Annotated in this window: 12 protein-coding genes; 2 read left to right on the top strand and 10 right to left on the bottom strand. The window is 68.8% G+C overall.

All coding sequences use genetic code 11. The features are described 5' to 3' along the window. Window positions 1–13: 13 nt before the first annotated feature. From ABNQ40_RS33085 to ABNQ40_RS33095, 3 genes are all read right to left on the bottom strand, one after another. Window positions 14–1,591 carry an AMP-binding protein gene (locus ABNQ40_RS33085; RefSeq protein ID WP_109050174.1) on the bottom strand — a complete coding sequence of 526 codons (1,578 nt, stop codon included), beginning with the start codon at window positions 1,589–1,591 and terminating at the stop codon, window positions 14–16. Between the two features lie 120 nt (window positions 1,592–1,711). Continuing rightward, entirely contained in the window at window positions 1,712–2,953 is a 1,242-nt protein-coding gene (locus ABNQ40_RS33090) for an ABC transporter substrate-binding protein (RefSeq protein ID WP_109050173.1), read from the bottom strand. A 96-nt stretch (window positions 2,954–3,049) separates the two neighbouring features. Next, window positions 3,050–4,108 carry an amidohydrolase gene (locus ABNQ40_RS33095; RefSeq protein ID WP_109050172.1) on the bottom strand — a complete coding sequence of 353 codons (1,059 nt, stop codon included), beginning with the start codon at window positions 4,106–4,108 and terminating at the stop codon, window positions 3,050–3,052. 462 nt (window positions 4,109–4,570) lie between these two features. On the opposite strand from ABNQ40_RS33095, the gene ABNQ40_RS33100 reads away from it, so the two are divergent. Further along, window positions 4,571–6,250: an AMP-binding protein gene (locus tag ABNQ40_RS33100; protein WP_109050171.1), complete on the top strand. Its 1,680-nt coding sequence runs from the start codon at window positions 4,571–4,573 to the stop codon at window positions 6,248–6,250. Beyond that, window positions 6,247–7,503 (top strand): NADH:flavin oxidoreductase/NADH oxidase, encoded by a 1,257-nt coding sequence (locus tag ABNQ40_RS33105; RefSeq protein WP_199235341.1) that lies wholly within the window; start codon window positions 6,247–6,249, stop codon window positions 7,501–7,503. Before ABNQ40_RS33100 ends, ABNQ40_RS33105 begins: the two co-directional genes overlap by 4 nt. Window positions 7,504–7,578: 75 nt before the next feature. Here the strand turns inward: ABNQ40_RS33105 and ABNQ40_RS33110 are convergent, their stop codons facing one another. From ABNQ40_RS33110 to ABNQ40_RS33140, 7 genes are read right to left on the bottom strand one after another with little or no spacing between them, the layout of a single operon-like run. Then, a complete protein-coding gene (locus tag ABNQ40_RS33110) occupies window positions 7,579–8,829 on the bottom strand; it encodes an ABC transporter substrate-binding protein (RefSeq protein WP_109050169.1) in 1,251 nt (416 codons plus the stop codon). Then, the gene (locus ABNQ40_RS33115) at window positions 8,826–9,887 is read right to left on the bottom strand and encodes an NAD(P)H-quinone oxidoreductase (protein ID WP_391349396.1); all 1,062 of its coding nucleotides are present in this window, start codon (window positions 9,885–9,887) and stop codon (window positions 8,826–8,828) included. The genes ABNQ40_RS33110 and ABNQ40_RS33115 overlap by 4 nt, the downstream gene beginning before the upstream one ends. After that, window positions 9,884–10,660, bottom strand: coding sequence for an SDR family NAD(P)-dependent oxidoreductase (locus ABNQ40_RS33120; RefSeq protein WP_109050168.1), 777 nt, complete (start codon window positions 10,658–10,660; stop codon window positions 9,884–9,886). Before ABNQ40_RS33120 ends, ABNQ40_RS33115 begins: the two co-directional genes overlap by 4 nt. A gap of 40 nt (window positions 10,661–10,700) precedes the next feature. Further along, a complete protein-coding gene (locus tag ABNQ40_RS33125) occupies window positions 10,701–11,660 on the bottom strand; it encodes a branched-chain amino acid ABC transporter permease (protein ID WP_391349398.1) in 960 nt (319 codons plus the stop codon). Between the two features lie 3 nt (window positions 11,661–11,663). Then, complete coding sequence (locus ABNQ40_RS33130) at window positions 11,664–12,551, bottom strand: branched-chain amino acid ABC transporter permease (protein ID WP_391349400.1); 888 nt, start codon at window positions 12,549–12,551, stop codon at window positions 11,664–11,666. A gap of 18 nt (window positions 12,552–12,569) precedes the next feature. Next, window positions 12,570–13,292 (bottom strand): ABC transporter ATP-binding protein, encoded by a 723-nt coding sequence (locus tag ABNQ40_RS33135; RefSeq protein WP_391349402.1) that lies wholly within the window; start codon window positions 13,290–13,292, stop codon window positions 12,570–12,572. After that, window positions 13,285–14,046 (bottom strand): ABC transporter ATP-binding protein, encoded by a 762-nt coding sequence (locus ABNQ40_RS33140; RefSeq protein ID WP_391349404.1) that lies wholly within the window; start codon window positions 14,044–14,046, stop codon window positions 13,285–13,287. Before ABNQ40_RS33140 ends, ABNQ40_RS33135 begins: the two co-directional genes overlap by 8 nt. Window positions 14,047–14,252: the final 206 nt, after the last annotated feature.

Genomic DNA, 14,252 nt, shown 5'->3' on the forward strand with positions numbered 1-14,252 from the left:
GCTCCCTTCCGCTTCAGTTCACCCCGCGCGTTCTGCCGCGCCAGTAGGGTTCGCGCAACGCCTTGCGGTCCACCTTGCCGAGTCCGGTCAGCGGCATGTCGGCGACGATGTCGATGGATTTCGGCGACCAGGGCGCGCCGCGCACTGCCTTCACATGCGCCTGGAGGTCCGCCGGTTCCACCGCGGCGCCGGGGCGCAGGGTGACGAATCCCTTCACCGCTTCGCCCCATTTGCTGTCCGGGATGCCGATCACCCCGGCCAGCGACACCGCCGGATGCGCCATCAGCGCATCCTCGACCTCGCGCGGATAGATGTTGAAGCCGCCGGAGATGATCATGTCCTTGGTGCGGTCCACGATGTGGAGGAAGCCCTCGGCATCGCGCCGGGCGACGTCGCCGGTGTGCAGCCAGCCACCGTGGAAGGCCTGCTCCGTCAGTTCCGGCTGGCGCCAGTAGCCGGCCATCACCAGCGGTCCGCGCACACAGAGTTCGCCCGGCTCGCCGACCGCGACCTCGCGCATGTCCGCGTCGAACAGCTTCACGTCGCACAGCGCGGTCGGCCGCCCGCAGGAGCCGAGCCGCTCCGGCTTGCGCAGGTCATGGTCGATCCGGCGCAGCGTGGTGACGCATTGCGGCGCCTCCGACTGGCCGTAGAGCTGGAGGAAGATGGGACCGAAGGCGTCGATGGCCCGGCGCAGCAGGTCCGGAGCCATCGGGGCCGCCCCGTAGACGATCAGACCTAGCGACGACAGGTCGTGCCGGGCCAGCAGGGCCGGGTCCTCCACCAGCGTATTGACGATGGTCGGCACCAGGAAGGCGGCGGTGATGCGCTCCTCCTCCACCGTGCGGCAGAACTCCGCGCCGTCGAAACCGGGCAGCAGCCGGGCCGAGCCGCCCATCAGCATGATCGGGTACAGCATGATGCCGCCGGCATGGCTGATCGGCGTGACCGCGGCATAGCGCAGCTCGGCCGGCCATTCCCATTCGGCGGCGATGGTCGAGGCCATGGCGGCGATGGTCCGGTGCGGCAGCATGATGCCCTTGGACCGGCCGGTCGTGCCGCCGGTGTAGCAGAGCAGCGAGATGTCCTCCGCCTCCACCTGCGGGTCGAGCGGCGCCGGCTCCAGCTGCGGCAGTTCCTCCAGAAGATCCCGAATGCCGCCGCCCGGTCCGCCCAACGGACCCAGGGACAGCAGATGGTCCAGCGCCGGCACCCGCGCGCGCAGCGCCAGCGCGCGCGGCCCGAACCGTTCGGCATCGACGATCAGGGCGCGCGCCTCGCAGTCGGCCAGGATGAAGGCGTGGTCGTCCTCGCCGGCCAGCGGATGCAGCGGCGTGTAGCGGATGCCGAGGATGTTGGCGGCGCAGATGGCGGCCCAGGGCTCCACCCGGTTGCCGGTCAGGATGGCGACGCCGTCGCCCTTGCCGAGACCGAGGGAGCGGAAACAGGTGACGAAGCGGCCGATCCAGCCGCCAAGCTCGGCATAGGTCCAGCGCGTCCGGCGGTCGGCCAGCGCCGGGCGGTCGGCGAAGCGGGCGACGGCGTCGGCGATCAGGCGCCCCGCCGTGCCGCCGGTGTGCAGGGATGGCATCGAACGGTCCCCTCACGGGCAATGATGGCGTGAAAGCCGAAACCGGCCCGGCGAAATGCCGTAAAAGGCCCCCTCCCCGTTGGGAGAAGGTTGAGGGAGGGGGCGAGAGCCGTCATGCGCTCACTTCTTCACCAGCGGGCACTTGCTCTCCGACAGCGGCGCGAAAGCCTCCTCGCCGGGGATGGTCTTCAGCAGGGAGTAATAGTCCCAGGGCTGCTTGCTCTCCGACGGCACCTTGACCTTGAACAGGTACATGTCGCGCAGCACGATGTTGTCGGCGCGCAGATGCGAGGGCTTGGTCACCGCGTCGCTGATCGTCGTCTCCTTCATCGTCTTCAGGACCGGAGCGGTGTCGGTGCTGTTCGCCGCCTTGACGGCCTTGAGGTAATGGTTCACCGCCGAATAGAGGCCGGCCTGCACCATGGTCGGCATCTTGCCGCGCTTGTCGAAGAAGCGCTTCGACCATGCCCGCGTCCGGTCGTTCAGATCCCAATAGAAGGACTCGGTGACGTACATCCCCTTGGCCATCGGCAAACCCATGGCGTCGATGTCGGTGATCATCGGCAGGAGCGGCGTCAGGGCGACGCTGCCGTTCAGGCCGTACTCGTTGGCCTGCTTCACCGCGTTGATGGTGTCGGGACCGGAGTTGCCGAAGCCGATCGCCTTGGCGCCCGAGCTTTGCCCCATCAGGATCTGCGAAGAGAAGTCGTTGTTGTTGAAGGGATGCTTGACCGAACCCAGCACCGTGCCGCCGGCCGCCAGAACGCCCTTGGTCGCATCCTCCTCCAGCGAACGGCCGCCGGCATAATCGGCGGTGACGAAATACCAGGTCTTGGCGCCGTCCATGGTGACCGCCTTCGCCGTCGTCGCGGCGACCGCGCGGGTGTTGTAGCTCCAATGCAGGGTGGTCGGCTTGCAGTCCTCGCCGGACAGGCTGTTCTGGCCGGAGGCGGTGGCGAGCACCAGCGTGTTCTTCTCGGCGCCGATGTTCGACACCGCCAGCGTGACCGAGGCGCCGGCCACGTCGGTCAGCACGTTGACGCCCTGCTCGTCGATCCACTTGCGGGCGATGCTGGAGGCGACGTCGGCCTTGCTGGTGTGGTCGGCGGACACCAGCGAGATCCTGAAGCCGGGCTTCTCCGCCGCGGTGAAGTCGTCGATCGCCATCTGCGCCGCCAGCACCGAGCCGGGTCCGACCAGATCGGAATAGATGCTGCTCATGTCGGTGAGCACGCCGATCTTCACCTCCTTGACCGGCGTCTCGGCCCCGGCGGCGGTGGGCGCGGCGGCCGTCACCGCCGACAGGGCGGCGGCGATGGCCAGACAGGACACGGCACCACGAAGCGACTTGGCGAACAACATGGTTTTCCTCCCCGGATTTCGGATTTTTCGCTTTTGGATTCTGTCTGCCGGCCCTTGCCCGCCGGCCGGCCGGCGCGGCTCAGCGCAGAGCCCGGCTCAGCGCAGAACCTGCTCGATGCTGTAGACCCTGGCCGCGGTGCGGCTGAACAGCGCCGCCTTCTCGTCGGCCGACGCGCCGGCGGCAAGCCGCTTGAAGCCGTTCCAGAGGACCGCGTAGCTGCACGACAGCTGGTCCACCGGGAAGTTGCTTTCGAACATCGCGCGGTCGGGACCGAACGCCTCGATGCAGGTCTCGATGTAGGGACGCCATGCCGCGGCCAGATCCTCGGAGGACGGCGGCACCGGCCGTTCGTGGAAGCCGAAACCGCCCAGCCGCATCGCCAGCCCGCCCAGCTTCACGGTCACGTTGGGACGGCGCGCCACCTCCAGGATGCCGGCCTTCCACTGCGCGAAGACCTCGTCGCGCCGGCCGGCATAGGGACCGATGCCGACCGGGCCGCCGACATGGTCGAGAATGATCGACGTGTCCGGGAAGGCCGCCGCCAGATCGGCGACATCGGAAAGCTGGTGATGGTAGACCCAGGCATCGAAGGTCAGGCCCAGCGGCGCCAGACAGGCGAAGCCGCGGCGGAGCTGCCCGTCGCGCAGCAGCCCTTCCGGCGGGGTGCGCATGGTGGTGCGGATTTCCGGATTGGGGTCCCAGGAGGTCGATTGGCGGATGCCCTTGAAGCGCCCCTTGCCGGCGGCGATGTGAGCCTCCAGAACGGCGCGCACACCCTCGCCCTCGCGCAGGTCGGCATAGCTGATGATGCCGGCGCACAGGCCGGCCGGCCGGTAGACGCCCGCCTCGCACCGGTCGGCGATGGCGGTGACGAATTCGGTCTCGCCGACCGGCCGCATGTTCTCCGGCCCGTCGGTGCGGTACCCCTCGGTGCAGTCGGCGAAGACGGTGGCGACGACATTGTGGCCCGCCTGCGCGTCGCGCTGCAATTCCTCGGCGAGGTAGCGCGGCGACCGCGGAGAGTCCCACAGATGGTGGTGCGGGTCGATGATCGGCAGATCCGGCTCCAGGATCGCCTCTTCCCGCAGGGCCAGCCAGTTCGGATCCGCCGACGGCAGGATCGCGCTCTGCGTGCCGCTCTTGGTCTCGGTCATTCGGTCCTCTCGTGAACGTCGGATGAGCGGCCGGGAAGCGGACCGGCGGCGCCGATCCTCCCGCCGCCATCCCGGCGGGTGTCGCAGCCGGCGCGGCGAGGTCCGCGCTTCGCACACCGTTTATTTGCTGGGCAAGTCAATCATAAGCTAGACGAACATGGAACATAAAAAATCACTCAGGATTGATTTTTAGAGGTGCTCCGATGCGTGCGCGGCTCTGCCGCTGCTTTCCACGCTTCGATTGCGAGGTTTGTCGTCCAGCCATCGGCGGGCCAGGGGCCGAGAAGCGGATTGACAGATAAAATAATTCGTGTGTGATTGTATTGAATCGACCAACAACCCCGGCCGGCGCACTGGCGCTCCCGGCCGGTGCCGGCAGCCCCCCGGTCCGTCGCGGCCCCGCGGTTTCAATTTCCCCCAACCGCCCACCGCCGGCCGGCCCCGCCGTTTGGAGCCTTTCCGATGAACGAAAGCGGCATGATCGACAACGGCGTCCCCGTCAGCGGCCCCAATAGCGGAACAGCCCGGAGCGGCACGGCCCCCCCGTCCCGGCTTTTCGAAATGCTGGACGGCGCGCCCGACGACGCGACCATGGTGGTGGGACAGCAAGGCCCCGTCACCTACGGCCGGATGCGCGCCGAGTCCGCCAAGCTCGCCACGCGGCTGAAGGATCTCGGCCTGCGGCGCGGCGACCGGCTGGCGCTCTGGCTGCCCAACATCCCGGAATGGCTGACCACGGCGCTGGCCTGTTCGCGTCTCGGTGTCGCCGTGGTGCCGATGAATGTGCGGCTGGGCGCCCATGAGGTCGCCTTCCTGCTGTCGCGCGCCCGCTGCCGGGCGGTGGTGTTCGCCCCCGGCTACCGCAACGGCGCCTGCGCCGACGTTCTGCGCGCCGTCGATCCCGCCGAGCGCGCGGCCCTCGATCTGGTGGTGACGCTGGGCGAGGGCGAGGCGGCGCTGCTCGACGGCGTGCGCCAGACCCGGTTCGCCGACCTGATCGCGGAATCGCCGTCTCCCGTGCCCGAGGTCGCCGACGGCCGGCCGGAGGATGTCAGCCTGATCCTCGCCACTTCCGGCACCACCAGCGCGCCCAAGCTGGTTCAGCACACGCAGGAACGCAGCACCCGCCATGCCGGCGACGCCGCGGCCGCGGTCGGGCTGACCGGGCCGGGAACCAGCCTGCTGCTCGGCATCCCGATGTGCGGCGCCTTCGGCTACACGCTGGCGATCACCACCATCCGGGCGCAGCGCCCGCTGGTCCTGATGGAAGCCTTCGTGCCGGAGGATGCCGCCCGCCTGCTGGTGGAGCATGGCATCACCCACATGCTCGGCACCGACGACATGCTCGACAAGATCCTGTCGGTGGTGCCGGAGGGCAAGCCCTTCCCGGACCTGCGCATGTTCGGCCATGCCAACTTCACGCCGGCCCTGACCGCCATCCTGCCGCCCAAGGCGGAGGCGCACGGCGTGCTGCTGCGCGGCTTCTTCGGCATGACGGAGACGCTGGCCATGTTCGCCGCCCAGCCCGCCGACGCCGCGCTGGAGCGCCGCGCCCAGGGCGGCGGCCGGCCGGTCTGCCCCACCGCCGACCTGCGGGTGCGCGACCCGGACAGCGGCGCCCTGCTGCCCGACGGCGAGATCGGCGAGGTGGAGGTGCGGACCCCCAACGCCATGATCGGCTATCTCGACAACCCGCAGGCGACGGCCGCGGTCTTCACCGGGGACGGCTATCTGCGGACCGGCGACTACGGGTACCGGCTGGCCGACGGCGGGATGATCTTCGTCTCGCGCATCAAGGACGTGCTGCGCATCGCAGGCTATCTGGTCAGCCCGACCGAGATCGAGGAGGTCATCCTGGCGCTGCCCGGCGTCACCGTCTGCCAGACCGTCGCCGCCAGCTGCCCGGCCGGCGTGCGCCCCATCGCCTTCGTCGTCATGGAGCTGGGCACGGCGCTCGACGAGGCGGCGGCGCTGACCGCCTGCCGGGCTCAGCTCGCCGTCTACAAGGTGCCGGCGCGCATTTTCGCGATAGCGGCGATGCCGGTCACCGACGGGCCGAACGGCGCCAAGGTCAAGAAGAACGTCCTGCGCGACATGGCGACGGCCTGGATGACCCCATCCGGCGAAGCCGCCACGGCATGAACCGCCCACACCCCGTCGCCGGACGAAACACCCACAATCGGGAGGAGAAGGCCTTGGGCCAGAGCGCGCTGTTCACGCCGTACACCATGCGCGGCGTCACGCTGAAGAACCGGATCGTGGTCGCCCCGATGTGGCAGTATTGCGGGGTCGACGGCTTGCCCACCGACTGGCACCTGATGAATCTCGGCCGCTTCGCCGCCGGCGGGGCCGGGCTGGTCTTTCAGGAAGGGACCACGGTGGAGCGGCGCGGCTGCGGCACCGTCGGCGACCTCGGCCTGTGGGACGACCGCTTCGTCGAACCGCTGCGGCGCATCGTCGGCTTCGTCAAATCCTGCGGCGCCGTTCCCGGCATCCAGCTCATGCATGCCGGCCGCAAGGCGCGTCAGCGCTTTCCCTGGGACGGGCGCGGCGCCCTGCCGCGCGATCCGCAGATCGCCGATTGGGACGATTGGGACGTGGTGGCGCCCAGCGCCATCCCGCAGGACGAGGGTTATCCGATGCCGCGCGAGATGACGCGCCGGGACATCGACGACTGCGTCGAGGCGTGGGGCGCCGCTGCGGCACGCGCCGACCGCGCCGGTTACGAGGTGATGGAACTGCACGCCGCGCACGGCTACCTGATCCACGAATTCCTGTCGCCCGCTTCCAACCGGCGGACGGACGGCTACGGCGGCTCCTTCGAAAACCGGATCCGCTTCGCGGTCGAGGTGGTGCAGCGGGTTCGCTCCTCCTGGCCCGACCACAAGCCGCTGGTCCTGCGCGTCTCCACCGAGGATGACGGAGGCTGGGAGGTCGAGGACAGCGTGGCGCTCGCCCGCATCCTGAAGCCGCTGGGGGTGGATGCCTTCGACTGCTCGTCGGGCGGCATCTCCGGTGCCTCGCCCATCGAGACGCGAATTTCCCTGGCCTACGGCTATCAGGTCGGCTTCGCCGAGCGGGTGCGCCGCGAGGCCGGACTGCCGACCATGGCGGTCGGCCTGATCATCCATGCCGACCAGGCCGAGGCCATCCTCCGCGACGGCTGCGCCGATCTGGTCGCCGTCGCCCGCGAGCTGCTCTACAACCCGAACTGGCCGCTCGACGCCGCACAGAAGCTCGGGACAGACCCCGCCTTCACGCTGGCTCCGGTGCGGCACGGCCATTTCCTGCACCGCCGGTCGGTGTCCGGCTTCACCGGCTCGCTCTCCACCTGGAGTTCGGGGATGGGCGCCGGGGCCGCCGATCCTCCATTGTCCAATCCTCCATTGTCCTGATCGAGGATCGGGCCTCCTTCCCCCAAAGCCGGAAGGAGGCCCGGCTTCGTCATGCCACCATCAACTCTTCACGTCTCAGCTCTTCACGTGGCAGTCCGGGCTGATCGGCCCGAAGGCCTCTTCCGCCGGCACGGTCTTCACCAGATCGACGACGTCGAGCGGACCCGTCATGGCGTCGCGCGCCTTCGCCCTCATCACATACATGTCGTACATGACCCGGCCGTCGGCGCGGATCCAACCCTTGCCGGTGACCGGATCCTCGACGGGGATCTTCTGCATCTCGGCGATGACCTTCGCCGAGCCGGTGGTCCCCGCCGCCTTCACCGCCTTCAGGTAATGCAGCACGCTGGAATAGGTCGCCGCCTGGCTCTGCGACGGCAGGACGCCGCGCTGGTCCATGAAGCGCTTGGCCCAGGCCGTCGCCAGGGCGTCGCGATTCCAGTAGAAGCTGGAGGTGTAGACCAGGCCCTTGACCGCCGCATCCTCCAGCGCCTTGATCTGGGTGGTGTCGAAATAGAGCCCGACGATCTTCATGCCGCTTTCGCGGATGCCGAACTCGTTGGCCTGCTTCAGCGCGGTCAGCGTGTCGGCGCCGGTGTTCGACAAGGCCAGAACCTTGGCGCCGGAGCTTTGCGCCTGGAGCAGGAAGGACGAGAAATCGGCGGTGTTGAAGGGATGGCGGGCGACGCCGGCAACTGTGGCCCCCTTGGCCTTCAGCACCTCGACCGCCGCCGCCTCCAGCGACTTGCCGCCCGAATAGTCGACGGTCAGCATGAACCAGGATTTCTCGGTCTCCGACACCACGGACGCCGTGGTGCCGGCGATGGCATGCGCGGTCGCCGTCCACAGGATGCCGGTCGGCGAACAGTCGGCGCCGACCAGCGAATCCGCCGTGCCGCCGGCGATGACGTCCACCTTGCCGCGCTCGCGGGCGATGGCGCGAACCGCCAGCGCGACGGCCGAATTGGACATCCCGGTGATCATGTCCACCCCGCCGCGGTCGTACCATTCGCGCGCCTGGGTGCTGGCGATCTCCGGCTTGTTCTGGTGGTCGGAGGCGAGCAGCCTGACCGGCTTGCCGAGCACGCTGCCGCCGAAATCGTCGATGGCCATCTGGGCGGCGACCACCTTGCCCTTGCCCGACAGGTCGGCGGTCGGACCCGACAGATCGTCGAGCAGGCCGATGACGACCGCATCCTCGGCCGCCTCCGCGCTTCCGGTCCCAACCGCCAGCAGGCCGCAGACAGTCGCGGTGACAGTGGCGGTAACGGCGGCGGTAACGGCGGCGGCGGTGGCAGCCTTGGCGAACAACGCTCGCTTGGTCATGTCCCTGTTTCCTCCCCTGGATCGTTTCCGGACGGGTGCCAGCCGGTGTGGAGCAGGATCTTGCCCCGGTGGCGGCCCTCATGCATGTAGCGGTGGGCGTCGGCGGCGGCCGACAGTGCGAAGCCGCGGTCGAGCACGGCACGCAGGCCGCCGCCGGCGACATGCGGCCACAGCGCGGCCCTGACCCCGGCGACGATGGCCGCCTTGTCGGCGGCACTGCGTCCGCGCAGGGTCGAGCCGGTGATGGTCAGCCGCTTGGTCATCACCGGACGCAAATCCGCGCAGATGCGCGACCCGGCGATGAAGGAGATGTGGACGAGGCGTCCGCCGACGGCCAGCGCCTCGATGTTGCGGTCCAGATAGTCGCCGCCGACCATGTCGAGGATCACGTCCACCCCGCGTCCGCCGGTGGCGTCCTTGACGACGCGGACGAAATCCTCGTTGCGGTGGTCGACGGCGCGGTCGGCGCCGAGTTCGCTGCACAGGGCGAGCTTGCCGGGGCTGCCGGCGGTGGCGAACACCGACGCGGCGCCCAGCAGGCGGGCGGCCTGGATGGCGATGGTGCCGATCCCGCTCGCCCCGCCATGGATCAGCACGCCGTCGCCGGAGCGCAGGGCTCCCCGCTCGACCAGATTGGTCCAGACGGTGCAGAGCGCCTCGGGCAGCGCCGCAGCCGTCGCCAGGTCCAGCCCGTCGGGAACCGGAAGGCATTGCGCCGCCGGGGCGGCGCAGTACCCGGCATAGCCGCCGCCGGCCACCAGCGCGCAGACGCGGTCGCCCGGCGCAAAGCCCTCCACCCCGCCGCCGCAGGCCGCCACCAGTCCCGACACCTCCAGACCCGGCAGGTCGGAGGCGCCGGGCGGCGGCGGATAGAGCCCCTGCCTCTGCAGCAGGTCGCCCCGGTTCAGTCCGGCGGCGACCACCCGGATCAGGACCTCGCCATCGGCCGGCATGGGGATCGGCCGCTCCACCGGGCGCAGCACCTCCGGCCCACCGGGCTGTTCGATCTCGACGGCCGCCATCCGGCCGGCCGGCGGATCGGCCGTGAAACCGATCACCGTCCCGTCCCCGGGAAGGTCGCGGCGTGCCGGTGAACCACCGGCGGGCGGCCGTCAGGCTCCTTGAAGGCGATGGAGGTGCCGCCGCAGACGAACAGCACCTGTCCCGTCACGAAGCGCGCGGCGTCGCTGGTGAAGAAGGACACCGCATGGGCGATGTCGTCCGGCGTGCCGATGAAGCCGACCGGCACGCCATGCATCAGCTTCTCAGTCATCGGATGGCCGGGCGGATTGGCGGCATCGAACAGCGACGTCCGCACCGGTCCGGGCGCCACCACATTGACGGTGATGCCGTCGCTTCCCAGCTCCAGCGCCCAGGTGCGGACCAGACCGGACAGCGCCGCCTTGCTGGCGGCATAGGCGCTACGCCCCTCCTTGCCCAGCGCGGCGCGGCTGCCGATGGCGACGATGCGCCCGACCCCCTGGCGGCGCATCGATGGCAGCAGCACCTGCGTCAGCGCGACGAACGCCCCGACATTGACGGCATAGACACGCGCAAGCTCGGCGACCGACAGTTCGGCTCCCGGCGCCAGCGGGGCGATGGCCGCGTTGTGGACGAAGCGCGTCACCGGCCGGTCGCCGACCGCTTCGGCCAGCGCCGCCGCCGAGGCGTCCGGGTCGGCAAGGTCCAGCGGCACATGGCCGGCATGGAAATCATGCTCTGGCGGGGTGCGCGACGCCACGATCACCTGAAAGCCGTCCTCGGTCAGCCGGCGGGCGATACCCGCGCCGATGTTCCGGTTGCCGCCGGTGACGACCGCCCATTCCGTCATGATGGATATCCCGTTTAAGAGGGTTGGAAATGGCCCGGCGTCACTTCGGCAGACGGTGCAGCAGCTCGCCGACGATGCCGCGGCGGAAGAGCAGGACGCAGACGACGAAGATGCAGCCGATGACGACCGGCACCGGCAGGCTGGTCGCGGCGAGGTAGCTTTCCAAGGTCACCACCAGCCCGGCGCCGACCACCGGCCCGAACAAAGTGCCCATGCCGCCCAAGAGCGTCATCAGCACCACCTCGCCCGACATCTGCCACGTCACGTCGGTCAGGCTGGCGAGCTGGAACACCAAAGCCTTGGTGCCACCGGCAAGCCCTGCCAGAGATGCCGACAGCACGAAGGCCACCAGCTTGTAGCGGTCGGTGCGGTAGCCGAGCGACACCGCGCGCGGCTCGTTCTCGCGGATCGCCTTCAGCACCTGCCCGAAGGGCGAATGCACCGTGCGCCAGATCAGGGCGAAGCCGGCGACGAAGATTGCCAGCACGGTGTAGTACATGGTCAATGGCTGGTTGAGGTCGAACAGCCCGAACAGGGTGCCGCGCGGCACGCCCTGGATGCCGTCCTCGCCATGGGTGAAGGGCAGCTGCAACGCCAGGAAGAACACCATCTGGCTCAGCGCCAGCGTGATCATGGCGAAATAGATGCCCTGGCGGCGGATCGCGATCAGGCCGAAGACCAGACCCAGACCGGCCGCGACGATCACGCCCGCCAACATCGCCAGTTCCGGCGGCAACGCCCAGACCTTGGCGGCATGCGCGGTGACATAGGCCGCCGAGCCGAAGAAGGCGGCATGACCGAAGCTCATCAGCCCGGCGAAACCGATCAACAGGTTGAAGGCGCAGGCGAACAGCGCGAAGCACAGCACCTTCATCAGGAAGACGGGATACAGCAGGAAGGGTGCCGCCAGGGCCAGCAGCAGGCCGCCGGCGATCAGCAACGCCCGGCGCGATGCCGCCTCCACCCCCGTCCGTCGCAGCGCATGGGTTTGCATGGTCATGGCTTATCTCTCCCGTCCGAACAGTCCGGCCGGCTTCACCATCAGCACCACGGCCATGATCACGAACACGACGATGTTGGAGGCCTCCGGGTAGAAGACCTTGGCCAGCCCCTCCAGCAGCCCCAGCCCGAGCCCGGTGAGGATGGCGCCGAGGATCGACCCCATGCCGCCGATCACCACCACCGCGAACACCACGATGATCAGGTTCGACCCCATCAGCGGCGACACCTGATAGATCGGCGCCGCCAGCACCCCGGCCAGACCGGCCAGCGCCACGCCGAAACCGTAGGTCAGCGACACCATCACCGGCACGTTGATGCCGAAGGCCTGCACCAGCGTCGGGTTCTCCGTCGCCGCCCGCAGATAGGCGCCCAGCTTGGTCCGCTCGATGGCGAACCAGGTGCCCAGGCACACCAGCAGCGACGCCGCCACCACCCAGCCGCGGTAGGTCGGCAGATACATGAAGCCCAGGTTGGTGCCGCCCTTCAGCAGCTCGGGGATCGGGTAGGGCTGCCCCGACACGCCATACTGGTGGCGGAAGGCGCCCTCGAAGATCAGCGCCAGCCCGAAGGTCAGCAGCAGCCCATAGAGATGGTCGACCTTGTAGAGCCGGCGCAGCATGGTGCGCTCCAGCACCAGCCCGACCGCCCCGACCGCCAGCGGCGCCAGCACCAGCGCCCCCCAATAGCCGACGCCCAGATAGGTCAGCAGCAGCCACGCCACGAAGGCGCCGACCATGTACAAGGCGCCGTGCGCCATATTGACGACATTGAGCATCCCGAAGATCACCGCCAGCCCCAGGCTGAGCAGCGCATAGAAGGAGCCATTGATCAGGCCGAGCAGAAGCTGGCCGAACAGGGCCTGCGGCGGAATGCCGAACAGGTGCGACATCGGACGGTCCTCTCCCGCTCACACGCCGAGATAGGTGTGCAGCTTGTCCATGTTGGCGTGGAGTTGGTCGTTGGGGATCATGTCCACCACATGGCCTTCCTCCATCACGTAATGACGGTCGGCGATGGTGGCGGCGAAGCGGAAGTTCTGCTCCACCAGCACGATGGTGAAGCCGCGTGCCTTGAGCGCCCGCACCGCGACGCCGATCTGCTCGATGATGACGGGAGCCAGCCCTTCGGTCGGCTCGTCCAGCAGGATCAGGGTGGCGCCGGTGCGCAGGATGCGGGCGATGGCCAGCATCTGCTGCTCGCCGCCCGACAGGCGCGTGCCCTGCGTCGAGCCGCGGCCCTTCAGGTTGGGGAACAGCTCGTGGATCTGCGGGACGGTCATCCCGCCTTCCTTGACCACCGGCGGCAGCGTCAGGTTCTCGTCCACGCTGAGCGAAGAGAAGATGCCGCGCTCCTCCGGCACATAGCCGATGCCGAGCCGCGGGATTTTGTGCTGGGCCATGCCGATCAGCTCGGTGCCCTGGAAGCGGATCGAGCCGGTGCGCTTGCCCATGATGCCCATGATGGCGCGCATGGTCGAGGTCTTGCCAGCGCCGTTGCGGCCCAGCAGCGTCACCACCTCGCCCTGCCTCACCTCCAGGCTGACGCCGTGCAGCACGTGGCTCTCGCCATAGAAGCCGTGCAGGTCGGCGATCTCCAGCATCGCGGTCTTGGTGTTCATCCCGTCAGGCATGTCCGGTCCCCCCCGTGCCCATATATGCTTCCATCACCTGCGGGTTCTTCGAGACGACCTCGTAGGGTCCCTCCGCCAAGATCTCGCCGCGGCGCAGAACGGTGATGGTGTCCGACAGGTGGGCGACGACCGACAGATTGTGCTCCACCATCAGCACGGTGCGGTCGGCGGCGACGCGCTTGATCAGGGCGGCGGTGCCCTCGATGTCCTCATGGCCCATGCCGGCCAGCGGCTCGTCGAGCAGCATCACCTCCGGGTCGAGCGCCAGGGTGGTGGCGATCTCCAGCGCGCGCTTGCGGCCATAGGGCAGCTCGGCGGCGGTGTGGCCGGCCCAGGGGGTGAGGTTGACCGCCTCGATCAGTTCCAGCGCCCGGTCGTGCAGGTCGTGGAGCGACGATTCGGACTTCCAGAAATGGAAGCTGGTGCCGAGCGGCCGTTGCAGCGCGACGCGGACATTCTCCAGCACGCTGAGATGCGGGAAGACGGCCGAGATCTGGAAGGAGCGGACCAGCCCCTTGCATGCGATGTCGGCCGGCTTGGTGCGGGTGATGTCGCGGCCCTTGTAGAGGATCTGGCCGCGGGTGGGGGTGAGGAACTTGGTCAGCAGGTTGAACACCGTGCTCTTGCCGGCGCCGTTCGGGCCGATCAGCGCGTGGATGGTGCCGCGGCGAACCTGAAGGTTCACATCGCGAACCGCGACGAAGCCCTTGAACTCCTTCGTCAGACCACGCGCTTCCAGGATGATGTCGGTCACGACGGGGTTCTCCCCATGATGATGAGGCTTAAGTCAAAGAGCCGGGGTGCGGACCGAAACCGGTCTGCCTTCCGGGGCCGGTGACGCATCGGTGCCAGATAAGGCTTTGGCCCGAAATTTTTTGGAGAGCTGCCGGGACATCACGGCGGAGAGCGCCGGACGAAGCGCTGGCACATTTCAAACATCGGCCATGCGGCAAACTGTCC

Source organism: Azospirillum sp. A23 (assembly GCF_042938965.1).
Lineage (GTDB): Bacteria > Pseudomonadota > Alphaproteobacteria > Azospirillales > Azospirillaceae > Azospirillum > Azospirillum melinis.